A 20,769-nucleotide genomic window follows, 5' to 3' on the forward strand; every position below is an offset into this window, starting at 1 on the left:
GTACGTGCAACCGAGCGGATGCCGCGCGGCTAGCCAGTGCGCCGCGGCTAGCCAGTGCACCGCGGCTAGCCAGTGCACCACCTTCGGAGAACTGCAGCTTCTTCGGAGCCAAAAGGATGAACGGCTCCGAAGAACGTGCAGTTCTCCGAGCGAAGCGCGCCGCACACCTGTTCTGCACATAAGCTGAACCACGAAACCTGTCCACTGCTCGTGCGATCGCTGCGGGCACGCCTCCGAGCTTCAGTGCAGAATCGCGGGATGCTGCATCCGACTGCCCCTGACCCTGTCGAACTCGTGATCGAGTTGGGAGGTGTCGTGCGTACGCAGCGCCTGAAGAAAAAGGGAGTGAGCCGCTCGAGCCTGGAGCGCGCGGTGGCCGCCGGAGAACTTCTCCGGTTCCGACGCGGGTGGGTGGCGACGAAAGACGCGGACCCGGTGCTGGTGGCCGCAGCACGTGCCGGTGTCGTCGTCACCTGCATCTCGCAGGCTGCCAGGCTCGGGCTGTGGGTCCACGAGAAGCCCGAAAAGATTCATGTCGGGGCAGATCCGCATGGTGCAGGAGGCAAGATCGACCGCGCGCACGTGCACTGGTCGATACCGATGCTGCCGCGGCATCCGGATGCCCTGGTCGATCCGATCGAGAACGTGCTCGCGCTCGTCGCGGACTGTGAGCCGTTCGAACAGGCGCTGGCTACTTGGGAATCCGCACTCAACAAGGGCCTGGTGACCATTCCAGGCCTCGCCGAGTTTCCCTGGAAGGACGCAGCGCGCGATCTGCTCGAGCGGGCAAATCCGTTCGCCGATGCGGGCACCGAGACATACATCCGAGAGCGCTTGCGGTGGTTGAAACTGAGGCTGCTGATCCAAACGTGGATTGCCGGGCACCGGGTCGACGTGCTCATCGGCAGCCGGCTCGTGCTGCAGATCGACGGCAAGCATCATGTGGGTGCCCAGCGAAGTGAGGACATCCGCCACGACGCCGAGCTCCGACTCATGGGATACCACGTGATCCGAGTCAGCTATCAGCAGCTGATGCACGATTGGCCCGCTGTGCAGGATCTGATCATGCGCGCCGTGGCGCAGGGCTTGCATCTCACGGCCTGATCTCGGCGCACTAACTTCGGAGAAGTGCACCTTCTTCGGAGCCGAATCCGCGTATGGCTCCGAAGAACGTGCAATTCTCCGAGCGAAGCGCACGCCGAGAGCTCCGAGCGAAGCGCACAACTGCGACTGGACGCACGCCGCGCCATGCCGCGTACAATGGGTGCACACGCTTTGATCCGGCCATCACCGGGGAGCTCTCGGAAGAACAGCCGAAAGGCCCAGTAGAACCGAGCGGGGCAGGCCCGTCATCGCCGCAGTGAGAGTGGCAGTGCCGTGAGGCGCAGCACGTGAGGTGGTACCGCGGTCCGTGAGGGTCGTCCTCGCACATCCGCCACGAGCACTGCGAGCACACATGACCTACCCCCGCCCTTCGACAAGCTCAGGGACCGCATCATCCTTCGGCCCTGCGGCTGACGTCGCCCCCAGCCCGAAGTTCCCCCAGATCGAGCGCGAGGTGCTCGACTTCTGGGAGCAGGACGACACGTTCCGCGCATCCATCGCGCAGCGCGAGGGCGCTGAGGAGTGGGTCTTCTACGACGGCCCGCCGTTCGCCAACGGGCTGCCGCACTACGGCCACCTGCTCACCGGGTACGCCAAGGATCTCTTCCCGCGTTTCCAGACCATGATCGGCAAGAAGGTCGACCGCGTCTTCGGCTGGGACACGCACGGCCTGCCCGCCGAGCTCGAAGCCATGAAGCAGCTCGGCATCACCGAGAAGAGCGAGATCGAGGCCATGGGCATCGACGTCTTCAATGCGAAGGCCCGGGAATCGGTGCTCACCTACACCGATCAGTGGCAGGACTACGTCACCCGCCAGGCGCGGTGGGTCGACTTCGAGCGCGGCTACAAGACGCTCGACACGAACTACATGGAGAGCGTGCTCTGGGCGTTCAAGACCCTGTACGACAAGGGCCTCGCATACGAGGGTTACCGCGTGCTGCCTTACTGCTGGCGCGACGAGACGCCGCTCAGTGCGCACGAGCTGCGCATGGATGACGACGTGTACAAGATGCGTCAGGATCCCTCCGTCACTGTCACGTTCCCGCTCACCGGCGCCAAGGCCGAGTCGCTCGGCCTCACCGGTGTGCGCGCGCTCGCGTGGACGACGACGCCGTGGACGCTGCCGACCAACCTCGCGCTCGCCGTGGGTCCGGAGATCGACTACGTCGTGCTTCCCGCCGGCCCCGCCGGAGCAGCGGACATCCACAACGAAGGCGAGACGGTCGAGGCATCGGCTCACCGCTACCTGCTGGCTCGCGACCTGCTCGCCGGTTACGCCAAGGATCTCGGCTACGAGACGGCAGCGGATGCCGTGGCCGCCGTCGACGCGACAGTCACGGGTGCACAGCTGCAGGATGTCACCTACGACCGGCTGTTCGACTACTACGCCGACACCGAGACCTACGGCACCGAGAACGCCTGGCGCATCCTCGCCGACGACTACGTCACCACCACCGACGGCACGGGCATCGTCCACCAGGCGCCCGCCTATGGTGAGGACGACCAGCGTGTGGCCGGTGCGGCCGGCATCCCCACGATCATCTCGGTCGACGACGGCGGACGCTTCCTGCCGAACGTCACCGATGTCGCAGGCGAGTTGTGGATGGATGCGAACCGTCCGCTCATCCGCCTTCTCAAGGAGGAGGGGCGCCTCGTCCGCGAGGCCAGCTACGAGCACTCCTACCCGCACTGCTGGCGCTGCCGCAACCCCCTGATCTACAAGGCCGTGTCGAGCTGGTTCGTCCGAGTGACCGACATCAAGGACAAGATGCTCGCGAACAACGAGCAGATCACCTGGGTGCCCGAGAACGTCAAGCACGGGCAGTTCGGCAAGTGGCTCGAGGGAGCGCGCGACTGGTCGATCAGCCGCAACCGCTACTGGGGCTCGCCCATCCCGATCTGGAAGAGCGACGACCCCGAGTACCCTCGCGTCGACGCGTACGGCTCGCTCGCGGATCTGGAGCGCGACTTCGGCACGTTGCCGCGCAACCCGGAGGGCGAAGTCGACCTGCACCGCCCGTACATCGACGAGCTCACCAGGCCGAACCCCGATGACCCCACGGGGAAGTCGACCATGCGACGCATCGAGGACGTCTTCGACGTCTGGTTCGACTCCGGATCGATGCCGTACGCCCAGGTGCACTACCCGTTCGAGAACCAGGAGTGGTTCGACTCGCACTCGCCGGCGGACTTCATCGTCGAGTACATCGGACAGACCCGCGGCTGGTTCTACCTGATGCATGTGCTGTCGACCGCACTGTTCGACCGCCCCGCGTTCACCGGCGTCAGCTGCCACGGCATCGTGCTCGGCAATGACGGTCTGAAGATGTCGAAATCGCTGCGCAACTACCCCGACGTATCCGAGGTGCTCGACCGCGACGGCTCCGACGCCATGCGCTGGTTCCTGATGTCGAGCTCGGTGCTGCGCGGCGGCAACCTCGCCGTCACGGAAGAGGGCATCCGCGCCGGCGTGCGCGAGTTCATGCTGCCGCTGTGGAGCTCGTGGTACTTCTTCGCGACCTACGCGAATGCGTCGAACGCCTACGAGGCGACTTGGCGCACGGACTCCACCGATGTGCTCGACCGGTACATCCTGGCGCGCCTCGGCGACCTCATCCGTGAGGTCCGTGCCGATCTCGAAGGACTCGACTCGACCACGGCATCCGCTCGCCTGCGTGACTTCGCCGAGGTGCTGACGAACTGGTACATCCGACGTTCGCGCGATCGCTTCTGGACCGGGGTGACCGACGATCCGAAGAGCCGTGAGGCCTTCGACACGCTCTACACCGTTCTCGAGACGCTGACCCGCGTCGCGGCGCCGCTCGTGCCTCTGGTCAGCGAGCGGGTCTGGCAGGGACTCACCGGCGGTCGCAGCGTGCACCTGACCGATTGGCCGGATGCCGAGGTGTTCCCCGCTGCGGACGAGATCCGCGAGGCGATGGATGCCGTGCGCGAGCTGTCCAGCGTCGGCAACGCCCTTCGGAAGAAGGAGAAGCTGCGCGTGCGCCTGCCGCTAGCGCGCTTCAGCGTCGTCTCGCCTCTGGCGAACACGCTGGGCCAGTTCGAGGACATCCTCCGCGACGAGCTCAACGTGAAGTCGGTCGAACTCGTGCAGCTCACCGACACCGCGGCGGCCGAGTACGGGATCAGCCACCGCCTGAGCGTGAACGCGCGTGCCGCGGGACCGCGTCTGGGCAAGCAGGTGCAGCACGTGATCGCCGGCGCCAGAGCCGGGCTCTGGGAGGAGAATGACGGCACGGTGATCGTCGACGGCATCGCCCTCGAGCCAGCCGAGTACGATCTCGCGCTCGAGACGACCGGCAGGCCGGAGGGCGAGGCACTCGCGATCGTGCCGAGCGGCGGTTTCGTGCTGCTCGACACGCGGACCACGCCGGAGCTCGAATCCGAGGGATTGGCCCGCGATGCGATCCGCGTCGTGCAGGAGGCACGCAAGAACGCCGGGCTCGACGTGAGCGATCGCATCGTGTTGGTGCTCAACGTCTCGACGGAGAACGCCGAAGCGTTACGCACGCACGCCGACCTGATCGCAGGGGAGACGCTCGCGATCGCCTTCGCCGTGCAGGCGACAGAAGAGATGGAAGAGCTGGTGAAGGACGTCATCAACCCCGGCGACGGCGTGTTCCGCACCGGCGCCACTGCGCTCGGATCTGACAAGTCCGCGATCATCGTGACCATCGACTCCAACATCGAAGGAGCATCCGCATGAACGACCGCGCACGCGCAGACGCCGTATACGACACGCTCCTGAGCCGGGCAGGGGAGCGGTGGGTGCAGCCTCGCAAGGAGCGCACCGCGCGCATCCTCGAGCTCCTCGACGACCCGCAGAAGACGTACCGCGTCGTGCACATCACTGGCACCAACGGCAAGACCTCGACCGCTCGGATGATCGAGAGCCTGCTGCGGGCCCACGGCCTGCGCACCGGCCTGTTCACGAGCCCGCACCTCGAGCGCTTCACGGAGCGGATCATGATCGACGGCGAGCCCGTCGACGACGCCGCGATCGCCGACGCGTGGGACGAGATCGAGCCTTTCGTCTCGATCGTGGATGCCGAGTTCGACAAGACCGGTGATGCTCCGCTGACCTTCTTCGAGCTGCTCACGGTGCTGGCGTTCGTCGCGGCATCGGATGCCCCGGTGGATGTGCTCGTGCTGGAAGTCGGCATGGGCGGCTCGTGGGATTCCACGAACACCGCAGACGGTGACGTCGCGGTGTTCGCGCCGATCGCCATCGACCACGCCGATCGACTCGGTGACACGATCGCCGCGATCGCCGAGGTCAAGGCCGGCATCATCAAGGAGGGCGCCGCAGTGGTGTCCGCACAGCAGCCCGACGAAGCCGCCGAGGTGCTGCGCCGTGTCGCAGCCGAGAAGAACGCGACCATCGCGTTCGAAGGCGACGAGTTCGGTCTGGCCGAACAGAAGCTCGCGGTCGGGGGACAACTGCTGACCATCCGGGGCCTCGCCGGCACCTACGTGGAGGAGTACCTGCCGCTGTACGGCGCGCACCAGGGCCATAACGCCGCACTCGCGGTGGTTGCTGTGGAGTCGCTCATCGGCGCGGGTTCGCAGCACATCGCCGGCGACATCATCACGGACGGCCTGCAGGGTTCGACGTCTCCGGGGCGGCTCCAGCTGCTCGGCATCGCGCCGACCGTCGTCGTCGACGCGGCCCACAACCCGCACGGCGCCAAGGCGCTCGCTCAGTCGCTCGACGACAGCTTCGACTTCGACGAGTGGGGCCTCGTGCTCGGGATCCTCGCCGACAAGGACGCGGCCGGCATCATCGCCGAGCTCGCGCCCGCGGCATCCCACGTGTTCGCGACCGCGCCGGAGACAGAGCGCGCGAGCGACGCCGACACCATCGCGGATCTCGTCGAAGCCGCGGGGCACCGCGCCACGGTGCATCCATCGCTCGCCGACGCCGCAGATGCGGCACGCGAATGGGCCGCGTCTTCGGATCGCCGGGCCGTCGTGATCGCCGGATCGATCGTGCTGGCGGGAGAGGCGATCGCGCTGGCAGAGGAAGAGGACTGGAAGGCGGGGTGGCGCGCATGAGCGTGCAGAAACTTGCCCCGATCGTCCTCGGATTCGAGGCGATCGTCGTACTCCTCGTGGGCCTCACGATCTTCGGCCTCAAGTCGCTGCCGTGGGGGCTGCCGCAGTGGTGGGCGATCATCGGAGGCGTCGTCGTGGCACTCGCGATGGTGGCCGTCGCCGGAATGATCACGAAGCCCTGGGCGATCACCGCCGGGTGGGTGCTGCAGGTGATCGTCGCGCTGTCGGCGTTCTTCGTGCCGGCCGTCCTGCTCGTCGTGCTGGTTTTCGGTGGCATGTGGGCGTATGCGACGATCATGGGGGCCCGCCTGGACGCACGAAGTCCTGCCGACCCGAGCCGACTCACTGAAGAAACCACCGACACTCACACAGAGAGCGATTGACATGGCCACCGAAGAAACACTCGTCCTCGTCAAGCCCGACGGCGTCGCCCGCGGCCTCACCGGCACGATCCTCGCCCGCATCGAGGCGAAGGGCTACGCGCTCGTCGACATCCGACTGGTCGAGCCCGACCGTGATGTGCTCGCCGAGCACTACGCAGAACATGAGGGAAAGCCGTTCTACGAGCCCCTTCTCGAGTTCATGATGTCCGGTCCGTCCGTGGCGATCCGCCTCACCGGCAACCGCGTGATCGAGGGCTTCCGCTCGCTCGCCGGCACCACCGACCCCACCAGCGCAGCGCCCGGAACCATCCGCGGCGACTTCGGCCGCGACTGGGGCCTCGCCGTGCAGCAGAACCTCGTGCACGGCTCCGACAGCCCCGAGTCGGCTCAGCGCGAACTGGGAATCTGGTTCAACTGACCCTTCGACGGGCTCAGGGATCGACCACGAAGCCCGCCGGCTGCAGGAACCGGCGGGCTTCGTCGTGTCGGATCCGACTCGCGTCAGAACAGGATCTTCGCCATCTCGCCGAGGAAGTCGAGGCCCTGCAACTGTGCCAGCAGAATGATCAGCGCGAACGCGAGGATCGTCGCGAGCGGCACCCACGGCATCAGGCGTCCCGCGCGGTCGCTCACGTTCTCCGAACGGCTGAAGGTCCCGTTGCGGAGCAGATGCACGATTGTCGCGAAGAAGGTCGGGATCGTCACGGCCCAGGTCGTCATGCACCAGGGGCACAGCACGAACAGGTCGTAGAGGCTCTGTGCGATCAGCCAGCAGACGAGCCCGAACGCGAAGGTGATGCCGGCACCGAACAGGGCCCAGAACCATCGAGGGAAGCGGGCGCCGGCGAGAACGGCCACGCCCACGACGAGCGGCGCCATCCAGCCCGTCAGGCCGATGATCGGGTTCGGGAAGCCGAAGACGGATCCCTGCCACGACTGCAGGTTCGTGCTGCACTGGATGAACGGGCTGAGGTCGCACCCCAGCGCCTCCTGCGGGTTCTCGAGCAGCGCGAACTTCTCGATCGTGAGCTGGAAGGCTGCCCACCAGCCGATCACACTGGCGACGATCAACCAGATTCCGAAGCCGACGGGGCGGGTGCGCTGCTCGCTCATGTGATTGATTATCTCAGCGGATCCTATGGATTCCCGTGCCCGCCGCGCCGGAGAACCCGAGCGCGGTCCGCCGCGCAGAAGTGAGCGGATGCCGCGAACTGCTCAACAAGGTGCGATAATGACATCTGATGCATCGAACGGCGCCGCCGCAAAACGCATCGCCGCAGACTTCGGGGTCCAATGCCCCTCGCGATCAGAGCCATGAGCCGGTCGCAAACCGAGTGAGTTCGCGACACCCGCGGGTGTCGCATGAGATTTCGCGGAGCACCTGTTGCCCCGCGCAGGGAGTTAGCCAGAGATGGCCGATGAGAACAATGACAACAACACACCTACCCTCGAGGCGGACACGGAGGCTCCGGTAGCACCGGAGGAGAACGTACCCGCACCGGATCAGGTCGTCGAGACCGAATCGGTCGCGCCTGTCGCTGATGCGGCTGAGCCGGTTGATGCGGCCGAGCCGGTTGATGCGGCTGAGACGGTTGATGCGGCCGAGCCGGTCGCAGAGGAAGCACCGCCTGCGCCGAAGAAGCCCGAACCGATCACCGCGGTCGCGCTCGGGCTCATCCCCGAGGTGTTCGTCTCGCAGGTCTCGACCCAGCTGCGCTTCTACGCTCCTGAGATCGTTCCGCTGCCGGCACTGTCCGGCCGCCGCGACAGCGATTCGCGGGGCGACTACCGCGGTGGTCGCGATCGCGATGTCCGCGACAGCGATGAGGACGAATCGCCGTCGGCCCGCCGGGGCCGTCGTCGTCGTGGTGGCGGCAACGATGCGGACGAGCAGCGCGAAGAGCCTCGCCAGCGCCAGCGCGCCGTCGAGTACATCACCGAGCCGAAGGCCATCAAGGGCTCGACCCGCCTCGAGGCCAAGAAGCAGCGTCGCCGTGATGGCCGCGATGCCGGACGCCGTCGCCCGGTCGTGACCGAGGCCGAGTTCCTCGCGCGTCGTGAATCGGTCGACCGCAAGATGGTCGTGCGCTCGAAGAACTCGCGCACCCAGATCGGCGTCCTGGAGGACGGCGTGCTCGTGGAGCACTATGTCGCCCGCAACCAGGACGCGTCGCTGATCGGCAACGTCTACCTCGGTCGCGTGCAGAACGTGCTCCCGAGCATGGAGGCGGCCTTCGTCGACATCGGTCGCGGTCGCAACGCGGTGCTCTACTCCGGTGAGGTCGACTGGGACGGTGTCGAGACCGGCAACCAGCCCCGCCGCATCGAGCTGGCGCTGAAGCCGGGCGATCGTGTCCTCGTGCAGGTCACGAAGGACCCGGTGGGCCACAAGGGCGCTCGTCTCACCAGCCAGATCTCGCTCCCCGGCCGCTACCTCGTATACGTGCCCAACGGGTCGATGAACGGCATCTCGCGCAAGCTTCCCGACAACGAGCGGGCTCGCCTCAAGCGCATCCTCAAGGAGGTGCTGCCAGAGTCCTCCGGTGTCATCGTGCGCACCGCAGCAGAGGGCGCGACCGAGGATCAGCTGACGCGAGATGTGCAGCGGCTCACCACTCAGTGGGAGCACATCCGCAAGCAGGTCGAGAACCAGTCGGCCCCGTCACTGCTGCACGCCGAGCCCGATCTTCTCGTCAAGATCGTCCGCGACGTCTTCAACGAGGACTTCACGAAGATGCTGATCCAGGGCGAGGATGCTCAGCAGACCATCCGTGCATACCTGGAGAGCGTCGCGCCCGACCTGCTCGAGCGCGTCGAACCGTACGAGGACGAGACCGATCCGTTCGATGCGTTCCGCATCACGGAGCAGATCGAGAAGGCGCTGGACCGCAAGGTGTGGCTGCCCTCCGGCGGCTCCCTCGTGATCGACCGCACCGAGGCGATGACGGTCGTCGACGTCAACACCGGCAAGTTCGTCGGTTCCGGCGGAAACCTCGAGGAGACGGTCACCAAGAACAACCTCGAGGCAGCCGAGGAGATCGTCCGACAGCTCCGACTGCGCGACATCGGCGGCATCATCGTCGTCGACTTCATCGACATGGTGCTCGAGTCGAACCGCGATCTCGTGCTGCGCCGCCTCATCGAGTGCCTGAGTCGCGACCGCACGAAGCATCAGGTGGCAGAGGTCACCTCGCTCGGTCTCGTGCAGATGACGCGCAAGAAGCTCGGACTCGGCCTGCTGGAGACCTTCAGCGAGCCCTGTGAGGTCTGCGCCGGCCGTGGTGTCGTCGTGCATCACGATCCCGTGACCAAGCACCGTACGAGCTCCACCAACGGTGGCTCGTCGAACAATCGTCGTCAGCGCGGCGGGAACGGCCAGCAGAGTCAGAACTCTCAGCCTTCCAGCACGGCGACGCACAGCATCCCCGAAGGCGCCAAGTCCGCGCTCGCGCAGATCGCAGCCTCGACGCGCGCGCCGAGCGCGGAGGCCGGATCGGATGCCGTCGCCGAGACGAATGAGACGGCGGATGCCGAGCAGCCGGTGGCGTCCGAGCGGCCGAAGAAGCCTCGCAAGAAGCGTCCATCGGATCGGGGCAAGTCAGCCCCGAAGACGCAGGCCGAGCAGCTTCTCGACTCTGTGCTGGATGCTCTTCCCGAGCCGAAGGCACCAGGGCAGGGGCGAGGTCGTCGCCGTGTCACCACGGCAGCGCTCACCGGAACCCCGATCTCTGTGAACTCGTCAGCGACGTCTGTCGCGGGCGGGGATACGGAGTCCTGAGGCGATCAGTCTCCTCGTGAGCTCCTTGCCGCCGACGTGGACAGCGCCGGCGGCGATGAGCCGGGGGAGTGCGTCGGCAGGGACGTCGTAGTGATCGAGGTCGAACGCCCGCGCAGGGAGTGCGTTCGCGTGAGCGAAACCGTGCAGTTCTTCGAGGCTGTCCTCGCTGACCAGGTGCGCCCAGAGCCGTCCGTGCGCCGGCCAGATGGGGTCATCGATCAGAACGGTCACTCCGTGATCCTACGGCGCGGAACACGCGGGCTGGTTCGCTTTGCGACTCGGCCCTCAATCCGGTAAAGTTGTCCTTTGGTGCGCGAGCTGAGTCGTCCCCACGGGTCGGCGCGGTACAGCCTTGTGCTCGCACCCGTCGGACTTGCGACGAACGCAGGCACAGTCTTCCCGTGAGATTTACGGAGCCGTGAGCTCCCCAACGAAACAGGTATGAAGTGGTTTACGCAGTAGTGCGCGCCGGTGGACGGCAGGAGAAGGTCGAGGTCGGCACGATCGTTCAGCTCGACCGTGTCAAGGCGGCCCAGGGCGAGAAGATCGAGCTGGCAGCAGTGCTCCTCGTCGACGGCGCAACGGTGACCACCGACGCCGACAAGCTCGCAAAGGTCAAGGTGACCGCCGAGGTCATCGGCAACCTCCGCGGCCCGAAGATCATCATCCAGAAGTTCAAGAACAAGACCGGCTACAAGAAGCGCCAGGGCCATCGTCAGGACCTCACGCGCGTCAAGATCACCGGCATCAAGTAAGCACAGAAGAGGCTCAGGACATGGCACATAAAAAGGGCGCAAGCTCCACCCGCAACGGTCGTGACTCCAACGCCCAGCGACTCGGCGTGAAGCGCTTCGGCGGCCAGCAGGTCAGCGCAGGCGAGATCATCGTCCGTCAGCGCGGCACCCACTTCCACCCCGGCGTCAACGTCGGCCGTGGTGGTGACGACACGCTGTTCGCTCTTGAAGCGGGCGCGGTCGCATTCGGCGCGAAGGGCGGCCGCAAGGTCGTCAACATCGTCGCCGCTGCTGCCGAGTAATCGCAGCACAGCACACATCCGGTTCGGGGCGGGCTTCGGCTCGCCCCGTCCGCGTATCCGAGGGCCATTCGACAGGCTCAGGGACCAGTTGGCAAGAGAATCTGAGGACACGACATGGTCACGTTCGTCGACACGGTGACGCTGCAATTGCGCGCCGGCAAGGGCGGCAACGGCTGTGTCTCCGTCCACCGCGAGAAGTTCAAGCCGCTCGGTGGTCCAGACGGCGGCAATGGCGGCAACGGCGGCGACATCGTGCTCGTGGCCGATTCCCAGACCGGCACGCTGCTGTCGTATCACCACTCACCGCACCGCAAGTCCGCCAATGGCGGGTTCGGCATGGGCGATCATCGCTCCGGCTTCGACGGCGAGTCGCTCGAACTTCTCGTGCCGGTCGGCACGGTGGTGAAGAACGCCGGCGGCGAAGTGCTCGCAGACCTCCTCGTCCCCGGCGATCGCATCGTCGTCGCCCAGGGCGGACGTGGCGGTCTCGGCAATGCCGCCCTGGCGACCACGAAGCGCAAGGCGCCGGGGTTCGCGCTGCTCGGCACGCCCGGTTTCGAGGGTGAGGTCACGCTCGAACTCAAGACTGTCGCCGATGTCGCACTCGTCGGCTACCCGTCGGCCGGCAAATCGAGCCTGATCGCCGCAGTGTCGGCGGCTCGTCCGAAGATCGCGGACTACCCGTTCACCACCCTGCATCCGAACCTGGGTGTGGTTCAGGCCGGCGAATCGCGCTACACCGTCGCCGACGTTCCGGGCCTCATCGAGGGTGCGAGCGAGGGGCGCGGTCTCGGACTCGAGTTCCTCCGCCACGTGGAGCGCTGTTCCGCGCTGCTGCACGTGCTCGACTGCGCGACGCTCGAGCCGGGCCGTGATCCGATCTCCGATCTCGACGTCATCCTGGCCGAACTCGCGGCGTACGAGGTGCCCGAAGGGCAGACGCCGCTGCTGGAGCGCCCGCAGCTCGTCGCTCTGAACAAGATCGACGTGCCGGAGGCGCGCGACCTCGCCGATCTCGTGCGTCCCGAGCTCGAGGCGCGCGGCTTCCGCGTGTTCGACATCTCGACCGTGTCGCACGAAGGACTGCGCCCGCTCACGTTCGCACTCGGCGAGATCGTCGAGAAGCACCGTGCCGAGACCGCTGTCGCGGCTCCTGCCGAACGCGTCGTCATCCGTCCCAGGGGGTCGGAGAAGCCGTTCACCATCCGTGTCGAGGGCGGTTCGTACGGCACGTACTACCGCATCCTCGGCGAGAAGCCGGTGCGCTGGGTGCAGCAGACCGATTTCCAGAACGAAGAGGCGGTCGGCTACCTCGCCGACAGGCTCGAGCGTCTCGGGGTCGAGACCGAACTGTTCCGTCTCGGTGCGTCGCCGGGCGCCACCGTCGTCATCGGCGAGGGCGAGGGCCTGGTGTTCGACTGGGAGCCGGCCATGTCGTCGGCTGCGGAGCTCATGACGGCACCTCGCGGCACCGACCCGCGTCTTGCACCGAACGCCCGTCGCACCACGAGCGAGCGACGCGAGAAGTACTACGAGCGGATGGACGCGAAGGCGGCGATCCGTGCCGAGCAGGACCTGAAGCGTCGTGTCACGGTCGAGGAGGACTTCGACGGAGACGACGCATGACCGCACGCACGCGTGCGGAGCTGGCGACAGCCGAGCGCATCGTCGTGAAGGTCGGTTCCTCGTCGATCAGCGGTGAGTCCTCGTGGCGCATCCCGATGATCGTCCATGCCCTGGCGTCCGCCCATGCGCGCGGGTGCGAGATCGTGCTCGTCTCGTCCGGCGCCATCGCCACGGGCATCCCCTTCCTCGATCTGGATGCCAGGCCCACCGACCTCGCGACGCAGCAGGCAGCGGCTGCAGTGGGGCAGAACATCCTCGTCTACCGCTACCAGGAGGCGCTGCGCCCGTTCAAGGTCGTCGCCGGTCAGGTGCTGCTCACGACGGGCGATCTCGAGAACTCCATGTCGCGCAGCAACGCCCGTCGTGCGATGGAGCGACTGCTCGGCCTGCGGATTCTTCCGATCGTGAACGAGAACGACACCGTCGCCACGCAGGAGATCCGTTTCGGCGACAACGATCGCCTTGCGGCTCTCGTGGCCCAGCTCATCCAAGCTGATGCACTGGTGCTGCTCAGCGACATCGAGGCTCTCTACACGAAGCCGCCGACCGAGCCGGACGCCGAGCCGATCGAGCTGATCGCGGCGGATCAGGACCTCTCCGGCCTCGAGTTCGGATCGACGGTCGTGAACAGCGTCGGAACCGGGGGAGCGGCGACCAAGGTGTCTGCGGCACGGCTCGCCGCGGCATCCGGAATCGGCGTCCTCGTCACTAGCGCCGATCTCGTCTCCGACGCGTTGACCGGTCGCGAGATCGGCACGTGGTTCGAGCCTGCGCAGGCGACCGCCCTCTGACGCGTCATCCGGCGTCCCCGCGCGCGACGCGCTCGATAGAATGACCGGATGATCGACGCTCCCTCCGAGACCGCTGCTGCGACCGACGCTCTTGCGTCGGCGCACGCGCCTGCCGCGACCGATACGGCTGAGACGCCGCAGGATCGTCTCACGAGGGCCAAGGAAGCATCCCGTGCCACGGCGCGGCTGACGAGCGACGAGAAGGCTCACGCGCTCGAGGCCATCGCACAGGCGCTCGAGGCGAACGCCGCGCTGATCATCGCGGCGAATGCCCTCGACATCGAGCGCGGTCGCGAGAGCGGCATCGGCGAGGGTCTGATCGACCGACTGCGCCTCGATGAGAAGCGCGTCGCAGCCCTCGCCTCTGCCGTGCGCGATGTCGCGGGACTCGCCGACCCCGTCGGCCAGGTCGTCGGCGGACACCGGATGCCGAACGGCGTGACGCTCCAGCAGGTGCGGGTTCCCTTCGGCGTGGTCGGGGCGATCTACGAGGCGCGGCCCAACGTGACCGTCGACATCGCGGCTCTCGCGCTGCGTTCGGGCAATGCCAGCGTGCTGCGCGGCGGCAGTGCCGCCCGCGAGTCCAACACCGTGCTGGTGCGCGTCATGCGCGATGCGCTCGAAGGTGCGGGTGTCACTCCTGAAGCGATCCAGACCGTCGACGACTTCGGTCGTGACGGAGCGAAGGCGCTCATGCGCGGCCGTGGATTCGTCGATGTGCTCGTGCCGCGCGGAAGCGCATCACTGATCGAGACCGTCGTCACCGAATCGATCGTGCCCGTGATCGAGACCGGCGCAGGGAACGTGCACATCGTCCTCGACGAATCCGCGCCGGATGGCTGGGCGCGGGAGATCGTCGTGAACGCCAAGGTGCAGCGACCCAGCGTCTGCAACGCCGTGGAGACGGTGCTGGTGCTGCGACAGGCGGCGCCTCGTCTCGTGCCGATGATCGCCAGCGCGCTGGAGAGCGAGGGCGTCGCGATCCACGGTGACGACATCGTCGCCGGCATGGTCGCAGGCGTCATCCCCGCCACTGAGGAGGACTGGGCGACCGAGTACCTCAGCCTCGACATCGCGATCAAGGTCGTCGACACCCTGGACGACGCACTCGCTCACATCCGCCGCTACAGCACCGGTCACACGGAGTCGATCGTGACGACCGACACACGCAACGCCGAACGGTTCCTCGCCGAGGTGGACTCCGCTGTGGTCATGGTGAACGCATCGACCAGGTTCACCGACGGGGGCGAGTTCGGATTCGGCGCGGAAGTGGGGATCTCGACGCAGAAGCTGCACACGCGAGGCCCGATGGGACTCACCGAACTGACGAGCACGAAGTGGCTGGCGCGTGGGGCAGGTCAGACACGCGCCTGAGCGATAGGATGGGTGAGCGTCTTCTCGCAACCGGTCACGAAACGGAGTCAGGATGAACCTCGTCGCACAGATTGCGATGGCTGCGGCCGAAACGGAGCACACCGGGAACGTCGCGATGGACACGCTCATCTTCGGCGCCATCGCGGCAGGCCTTTTCGCGCTCCTCGGTCTCGTGACCTTCTCGTATCGCAACGTCGCGAACCGTCACTCCGCCAAAGCAGAGGCCTGGGCTGAGAAGCATGGCAAGGACGGCCACGGGGCAGGGCACGGCCACTAGGGCGTATGGAGACCACGACCACGCGCGCCCCGCGAATCGGAGTGATGGGCGGAACGTTCGACCCGATTCACCACGGGCACCTGGTCGCGGCGAGCGAGGTCGCGCACTCCTTCGATCTTGACGAGGTCGTCTTCGTTCCGACCGGTCACCCGTGGCAGAAATCGAACGTCACGCCCAGCGAGCACCGGTATCTGATGACCGTGATCGCCACCGCCTCGAACCCGCAGTTCACTGTGAGCAGGGTCGACATCAACCGCGAGGGGCCCACCTACACGATCGACACTCTGCGTGATCTGAAGCAGGACCGGCCCGATGCCGAGCTCTTCTTCATCACCGGAGCGGATGCCGTAGCGCAAATTCTCAGTTGGAGGGACCATGATGAGTTGTGGGAGTTGGCCCACTTCGTCGCGGTATCCCGTCCAGGACATGTACTGAGCACAGACGGACTGCCGAGCGAGAACGTCAGCCAACTGGAGGTTCCGGCCCTGTCGATCTCATCGACAGCTTGCCGAGAGCGTGTGGGCGATGATCAGCCGGTCTGGTATCTCGTCCCCGACGGAGTCGTTCAGTACATAGCGAAGCATCATCTGTATCGGAGCAAGGCATGAGTACATCGGATCAGCAGGGCAACTCGCCGCTGACCCGCAAACAGCTGCGGGAGATTCGTCTCACCGGCACCACGCCGGTGATCAGTGAGGAAGAGGCGGCGGCAGCCGCCGCCGAAGCGCAGCCCGTACCGGCGGTTCCGGTGCCCCGCCCCGCTGAACCGATCGACATGCCGCCGACGCCCGTGGCCGCCGACTCTGAGGGCACACCGCTCACGCGTCGCCAGGCGCGCGAGCAGGAGCGCATCCGGACAGCATCCGTTCCTGTGATCTCCACCGAGGAGCCCGCGGAGCCCGAGGAATCCGACGCGGATGCGTCAGATGACGCCGCCGCTGAAGAACTCGTCTCCGGCCTGCCGACTTTCGCGAAGCCCGTCGTTGATGAAGAGCAGACGCCGGAGCAGTCAGCCGCGACCGATGCCGGTGACGACGACGACGAGGACTTCGATGCAGAGGCCGTCGGCATCGCGCCTGTGAGTGCGGTCGTCGCAGTGGACTCTTCCGGTGAAGCATCGCTCGATTCCGATGAGCGGGCCGCCGCCGAAGCAGACGGATCGTCCGCAGACGAGCACGTCGCCGAGCAGTTCAGCGCATCGGACGTCGATGCGGCCGGCGAAGAAACGGAGACAGAGGACGACGACTCCGCGGAGGATTCGGCGGCCGACGATCTCCCTGTCGCCGAGCCGGTCGAGACGGGCGAGAACCACGTCGTCAGCCCGACCTTCGGCAACGGCCTGCTGGCGGACAAGAGCGAGGTGCCGTCGTTCGCACCGTCGTTCGACGAGTTGATCACCGCAGATTCCGGCGGGTCGCAGCACCTTGCTCCGAACACACTGATCTTCAACCCCTCACCGGGTGGAGGCTCGCTCTCCGGGCCTGTCGCGTCCACGGGCGAGATTCTCGTCACGGGCAGCTACGAGCTTCCGCGAGGGATCGGCTCGCAGGGGCACGCCCACGGAGCAGCAGACGGCAAGGAGACGGATGCCGTCCTCATCGACGGAGAACTGCCTCCGTCGTCGTCTCCCACACCGATCGCGGCAAGCTCCGCGATCAGCACGATCAAACCTGCCGGCGAGGTCATCCGACCACCGGCGCCTGAAAAGGGCAACAAGCTCATGCTGACGCTGGCGATCACGGCAGGTGGGCTCGCGCTCGCCCTCGCGGTGGCGCTCATCGTCGCATTCACCATGAATATATTCTCTTGATGCAATCACCTGTAAATGCCGAAGAGATGCTGCAGCTCGCAGCATCCGCCGCCGTGTCCAAGGGCGGAGAGGACCTCGTCGCGCTGAACGTGTCGGAGCCGCTGCCGCTCGTGGACATCTTCCTGATCGTCACCGGCAACAGCGAGCGCAACGTCGCCGCGATCGCCGACGAGATCGAAGACACGCTCCTCGAAGCCGGTCACAAGCGCGTCCGTCGCGAAGGCCGCCAGGAGGCGCGTTGGGTGCTGCTGGACTTCGGTGACCTGATCGTGCACGTGTTCCACGGCGAGGAGCGGCTCTACTACGGCCTGGAGCGCCTGTGGAAGGACTGCCCTGTCGTCCCGATCGACGTCGCCGAGACTGCTGCGACGACCGACAGCGCCTGACATTGGCTGTGCACCTGATCACCGGCGCCGGATCCGGCATCGGTGCGGCTCTCGCTCGACGGCTGCTTGACCGCGGCGACGAGCTGGTGCTCTTCGCCAGGGACGCCGGGCGTGCGCGTGAGATCGCGGCGCAGTTCCCCGGCGCATCGACGCTGGTGGGCGATCTCGCCCAGCCCGGTCGTCTGTCATGGGCGCTGTCGAAGCAGAACCTCCCCGAGCGCATCGATTCGCTCGTGCACGTTGCGGGTGTCGTGGACCTCGGGAACGTCGCAGACCTCTCGCCGACCCTGTGGGAGCGGCAGCTGGCCGTCAACCTTGTCGCGCCGGCAGAATTGACGCGACTGCTCCTTCCCGTGCTGCGGGTCTCCCGCGGTCAGGTGGTGTTCGTCAACTCCGGCGCCGGCCTGCGTGCACACGCCAACTGGTCCGCATACGCCGCTTCGAAGCACGGACTCAAGGCGCTCGCTGACGCGCTGCGTGCAGAAGAGGCGGACAGCGGCGTGCGGGTGACATCGATCTTCCCTGGTCGCACGTCGACGCCGATGCAGGCACGCGTGCACCAGCAGGAGGGCCGCGACTACGATCCTGAACTCTTCATCGATCCTGACTCGGTGGCGACCACGATCCTCACGGCCCTCGATCTGCCGCGTGACGCGCAGATCGTCGACCTCTCGGTGCGACCGGGCAGTTGAGACGCGCGGTCACCCGCGCAGCGCGTACCGCAGTTCCGGCCTGCCCACCCCGCCATAGGTGGGGGAGCTCACGGCGAGCCCGGACTCGACCAGTCGTTCGAGATAACGTCGCGCGCTGACCCGCGACATTCCGAGAATCTCGGCGAGCTCACTGGCGGACTTCTGGTCTTGGCCCTCCTGCATCGCCTGAACGACACGCCGGAGAGTGACGGGCGAGACGCCCTTGCGTTGACCCGCCATGGCGGTCGCATCGCGTCGCATGAGCGCATCGACGCTCGCCTGATCGAGCTCGCCGGTGTCGGTGTACTCGGCGTCACGTGCGAGCACGCGCCACACGTCGTCCAGCCGCTCATGCAGAGTTCGCATGGGAAAGGGCTTCACCACGTAGTGATGCACACCGTGGGCGCGGGCGCGGCGGACCGTCTCTAGGTCGCGCGCTGCCGTGACGGCGACGACCTCGACGTGCGCACCCGCGGCGCGGGCTCGCCGAAGCACGGTGATGCCCGACATGTCGGGCAGGTACACATCCAGCAGCATGACGTCCGGTTCGAGTTCTTCGAGTGCACGCAGGGCATCCGCTCCGGTCGGTGCGACGCCGACGACCTCGAAGTGCGGATGCCGTTCCACGAAGCCCCGAGTGACGTGCGCAACGGCGAAGTCGTCTTCGACGATGAGGGTGCGCAACCGGCTCATGCCCGTGCCGCCACGAGTGCGGAGGCGGGCATCCGCACGGTGAAGCGCGCACCACCGCTGTCGGCGGGGGAGAGGTCGATGGAACCGCCGAGACGCTCGACGACACGTGCCACCAGCGTCAGCCCGTACCCGCGCTGTCGGTCATCGCTCTTGGTCGAGTAACCGAGGCGGAAGACGTCGCCGCGCCGTTCCATCGGCACGCCCGGCCCGTCGTCCTCGACGCAGATGCGGATGCCGCCGTCCTCGGTCTGCGCGATCGAGATGATGACGTGACCGCCGCGTCCAGCGGCATCCAGAGCGTTGTCCAGAAGGTTGCCGACCACCGTGCCCAGATCGCCGTCGCCGGGCCGGGCGGGGAGGTGGCTGTCGTCCGAGATCGTGAGCGCCACCCCCAGCTCGCGCGCCCGTGCGCGCTTGGCCAGCAGGATCGCCGCCAGCTCGATGTCCTGCACGCCGTCCGGGGCATCCAGGCGGCTCAGCGCGCCGCCGTCGCCGGCTCGATCGACCACACGGCGGGCGGCTTCGAACTCACCCAGCTCGATCAGTCCGCCGATCGTGTGCAGCGTGTTCGAGAATTCGTGCTGCTGGGCGCGCAGGCCCTCCGCGAGGCCCTGGGCACCGGCGAGCTCCCGCAGCGCGCGATCGAGCTCTGTACGGTCCATCAGGGTCACCACGGTGCCGACGCGTCTGTCCTGCACGCGCACGGGTGCGGCTCTAGCGACCAGCACGCGCTCTCCGGAGAGCACGAGGCGCTGCGGGGCGGCGTCGTCTTCGGCCTCGGTCTCGGCGATGAGGGCGGCGAGGCCGTCCAGCAGCTCCGACGCCGGGCGGCCGACGGCCTCTGCGGGGCCTGAGAGCCCGAGCAGCCGGGCCGCAGCGTCATTGCAGAGCGAGACCATCCCCTGCTCGTCGAGGGCGAGCATGCCCTCACGGATGCCGTGCAGCGTGGCCTCTCGCGTCTCCAGCAGCCCGCGGATGTCTTCGGGTTCGAGCCCGTAGATGCGACGGCGCACCATCCGGGCGACTCCGGTCGCCGCGATCACTCCGATCACCGTGGCAGCGCCGAGCGCGAGGAGGAATCCGGTGATGTCGCCGAGGAAATCCGCACGGATGTCTGATTCCAGAATTCCGACGGACACCTGACCGATCACGATCCTGTCGGCGCCGAACACCGGAACCTTCACGCGCCACGACTCGCCGAGTGTGCCGGTCTGGGTGCCGACGTACGTCTCGCCGGACAGTGCGACGCTCGGGTCGGTCGAGACCGGTTCTCCGATGCGATCCGGGTTCGGATGCGAATAGCGGATGCCCTGATCATCCGTCACCACGACGTACGCCACGTTCGACGAATCGCGGATCAGCTCGGCGATCGGCTGGATCACCGCGGCAGGGTCGGGCGAGCGGTAAGCCTCGACGATCGTCGGCAGTTGGGCGACGGACTGCGCGACCGCGACCATGCGCTCCTGCGACGCCTCGCGGATCTGCCGCTCCTGCATCAGCATCGCGGCGAGTCCAGCCGTGAGCACGATCGCGAGCACGATGACGACCTGCAGCAGCACGAGCTGCGTGCGGAGCGTCATCGCCTTCACCACGTACCCATGCTAAGCGAGGGGCGGACAGTCGATGTCGGTTACGAAATGACCAGAATTCACGGTTGTGAACACAAGCCGATCCAGCGATGCCTGCGGTTCTAGGCTCGCGTCACCTGCTCCCGGCATCGGCGTCGGGCGGAAGGACTCGAGG

At 66.8% G+C, this 20,769-nt stretch carries 20 protein-coding genes; 16 read left to right on the forward strand and 4 right to left on the reverse strand.

What is annotated here, in order from left to right:
• Positions 1-258 precede the first annotated feature (258 nt).
• The 5 genes from J1M43_RS07305 to ndk all read left to right on the forward strand — a co-directional run bounded on the left by J1M43_RS07305 (position 259) and on the right by ndk (position 6,981).
• Positions 259-1,104: a type IV toxin-antitoxin system AbiEi family antitoxin domain-containing protein gene (locus J1M43_RS07305; protein ID WP_206476389.1), complete on the forward strand. Its 846-nt coding sequence runs from the start codon at positions 259-261 to the stop codon at positions 1,102-1,104.
• A gap of 352 nt (positions 1,105-1,456) precedes the next feature.
• Positions 1,457-4,831, forward strand: coding sequence for an isoleucine--tRNA ligase (ileS, locus tag J1M43_RS07310; protein ID WP_206476390.1), 3,375 nt, complete (start codon positions 1,457-1,459; stop codon positions 4,829-4,831).
• A complete protein-coding gene (locus tag J1M43_RS07315; protein ID WP_206476391.1) occupies positions 4,828-6,180 on the forward strand; it encodes a folylpolyglutamate synthase/dihydrofolate synthase family protein in 1,353 nt (450 codons plus the stop codon). The genes ileS and J1M43_RS07315 overlap by 4 nt, the downstream gene beginning before the upstream one ends.
• Positions 6,177-6,563, forward strand: a complete 387-nt coding sequence (locus J1M43_RS07320; protein WP_206476392.1) for a DUF4233 domain-containing protein — start codon at positions 6,177-6,179, stop codon at positions 6,561-6,563. The genes J1M43_RS07315 and J1M43_RS07320 overlap by 4 nt, the downstream gene beginning before the upstream one ends.
• A 1-nt stretch (position 6,564) precedes the next feature.
• The gene (gene ndk, locus J1M43_RS07325) at positions 6,565-6,981 is read left to right on the forward strand and encodes a nucleoside-diphosphate kinase (RefSeq protein WP_033107559.1); all 417 of its coding nucleotides are present in this window, start codon (positions 6,565-6,567) and stop codon (positions 6,979-6,981) included.
• A gap of 83 nt (positions 6,982-7,064) precedes the next feature.
• On the opposite strand, the gene J1M43_RS07330 is transcribed toward ndk, so the two are convergent.
• A complete protein-coding gene (locus J1M43_RS07330) occupies positions 7,065-7,676 on the reverse strand; it encodes a vitamin K epoxide reductase family protein (RefSeq protein ID WP_033107560.1) in 612 nt (203 codons plus the stop codon).
• A 298-nt stretch (positions 7,677-7,974) separates the two neighbouring features.
• On the opposite strand from J1M43_RS07330, the gene J1M43_RS07335 reads away from it, so the two are divergent.
• Entirely contained in the window at positions 7,975-10,341 is a 2,367-nt protein-coding gene (locus tag J1M43_RS07335) for an Rne/Rng family ribonuclease (RefSeq protein WP_052167125.1), read from the forward strand.
• Here the strand turns inward: J1M43_RS07335 and J1M43_RS07340 are convergent.
• The gene (locus J1M43_RS07340) at positions 10,303-10,572 is read right to left on the reverse strand and encodes a DUF4031 domain-containing protein (RefSeq protein ID WP_033107561.1); all 270 of its coding nucleotides are present in this window, start codon (positions 10,570-10,572) and stop codon (positions 10,303-10,305) included. The two genes, J1M43_RS07335 and J1M43_RS07340, sit on opposite strands and share 39 nt — an antisense overlap.
• A 215-nt stretch (positions 10,573-10,787) precedes the next feature.
• Here J1M43_RS07340 and rplU point away from each other — a divergent pair, with 215 nt between their 5' ends.
• From rplU to J1M43_RS07390, 10 genes are all read left to right on the forward strand, one after another.
• Complete coding sequence (gene rplU / locus J1M43_RS07345) at positions 10,788-11,096, forward strand: 50S ribosomal protein L21 (protein ID WP_033107562.1); 309 nt, start codon at positions 10,788-10,790, stop codon at positions 11,094-11,096.
• 20 nt (positions 11,097-11,116) lie between these two features.
• On the forward strand, positions 11,117-11,377 hold the full coding sequence (rpmA, locus tag J1M43_RS07350) for a 50S ribosomal protein L27 (protein WP_033107563.1): 261 nt from the start codon (positions 11,117-11,119) through the stop codon (positions 11,375-11,377).
• 114 nt (positions 11,378-11,491) lie between these two features.
• Positions 11,492-13,003: a GTPase ObgE gene (gene obgE, locus J1M43_RS07355; RefSeq protein WP_033107564.1), complete on the forward strand. Its 1,512-nt coding sequence runs from the start codon at positions 11,492-11,494 to the stop codon at positions 13,001-13,003.
• Positions 13,000-13,794, forward strand: coding sequence for a glutamate 5-kinase (gene proB, locus J1M43_RS07360; RefSeq protein WP_033107565.1), 795 nt, complete (start codon positions 13,000-13,002; stop codon positions 13,792-13,794). Before obgE ends, proB begins: the two co-directional genes overlap by 4 nt.
• Before the next feature lie 48 nt (positions 13,795-13,842).
• Positions 13,843-15,168: a glutamate-5-semialdehyde dehydrogenase gene (locus J1M43_RS07365; protein ID WP_084595907.1), complete on the forward strand. Its 1,326-nt coding sequence runs from the start codon at positions 13,843-13,845 to the stop codon at positions 15,166-15,168.
• Between the two features lie 52 nt (positions 15,169-15,220).
• A complete protein-coding gene (locus J1M43_RS07370; RefSeq protein ID WP_033107566.1) occupies positions 15,221-15,445 on the forward strand; it encodes a hypothetical protein in 225 nt (74 codons plus the stop codon).
• Positions 15,446-15,450: 5 nt separating this feature from the next.
• Positions 15,451-16,053 carry a nicotinate-nucleotide adenylyltransferase gene (gene nadD, locus J1M43_RS07375; RefSeq protein WP_033107567.1) on the forward strand — a complete coding sequence of 201 codons (603 nt, stop codon included), beginning with the start codon at positions 15,451-15,453 and terminating at the stop codon, positions 16,051-16,053.
• A complete protein-coding gene (locus J1M43_RS07380) occupies positions 16,050-17,255 on the forward strand; it encodes a hypothetical protein (protein ID WP_206476393.1) in 1,206 nt (401 codons plus the stop codon). The genes nadD and J1M43_RS07380 overlap by 4 nt, the downstream gene beginning before the upstream one ends.
• Positions 17,255-17,641 (forward strand): ribosome silencing factor, encoded by a 387-nt coding sequence (rsfS, locus tag J1M43_RS07385; RefSeq protein WP_206476394.1) that lies wholly within the window; start codon positions 17,255-17,257, stop codon positions 17,639-17,641. Before J1M43_RS07380 ends, rsfS begins: the two co-directional genes overlap by 1 nt.
• 8 nt (positions 17,642-17,649) lie before the next feature.
• Positions 17,650-18,333, forward strand: coding sequence for an SDR family oxidoreductase (locus J1M43_RS07390; protein WP_374058517.1), 684 nt, complete (start codon positions 17,650-17,652; stop codon positions 18,331-18,333).
• A gap of 9 nt (positions 18,334-18,342) precedes the next feature.
• On the opposite strand, the gene J1M43_RS07395 is transcribed toward J1M43_RS07390, so the two are convergent.
• Positions 18,343-19,026, reverse strand: coding sequence for a response regulator (locus J1M43_RS07395; protein ID WP_206476396.1), 684 nt, complete (start codon positions 19,024-19,026; stop codon positions 18,343-18,345).
• Positions 19,023-20,618, reverse strand: a complete 1,596-nt coding sequence (locus J1M43_RS07400) for a sensor histidine kinase (RefSeq protein WP_307823313.1) — start codon at positions 20,616-20,618, stop codon at positions 19,023-19,025. The genes J1M43_RS07395 and J1M43_RS07400 overlap by 4 nt, the downstream gene beginning before the upstream one ends.
• Positions 20,619-20,769 lie beyond the last annotated feature (151 nt).

Source organism: Microbacterium sp. KRD172 (assembly GCF_017168295.1).
Classification (GTDB): Bacteria; Actinomycetota; Actinomycetes; order Actinomycetales; family Microbacteriaceae; genus Microbacterium; species Microbacterium profundi.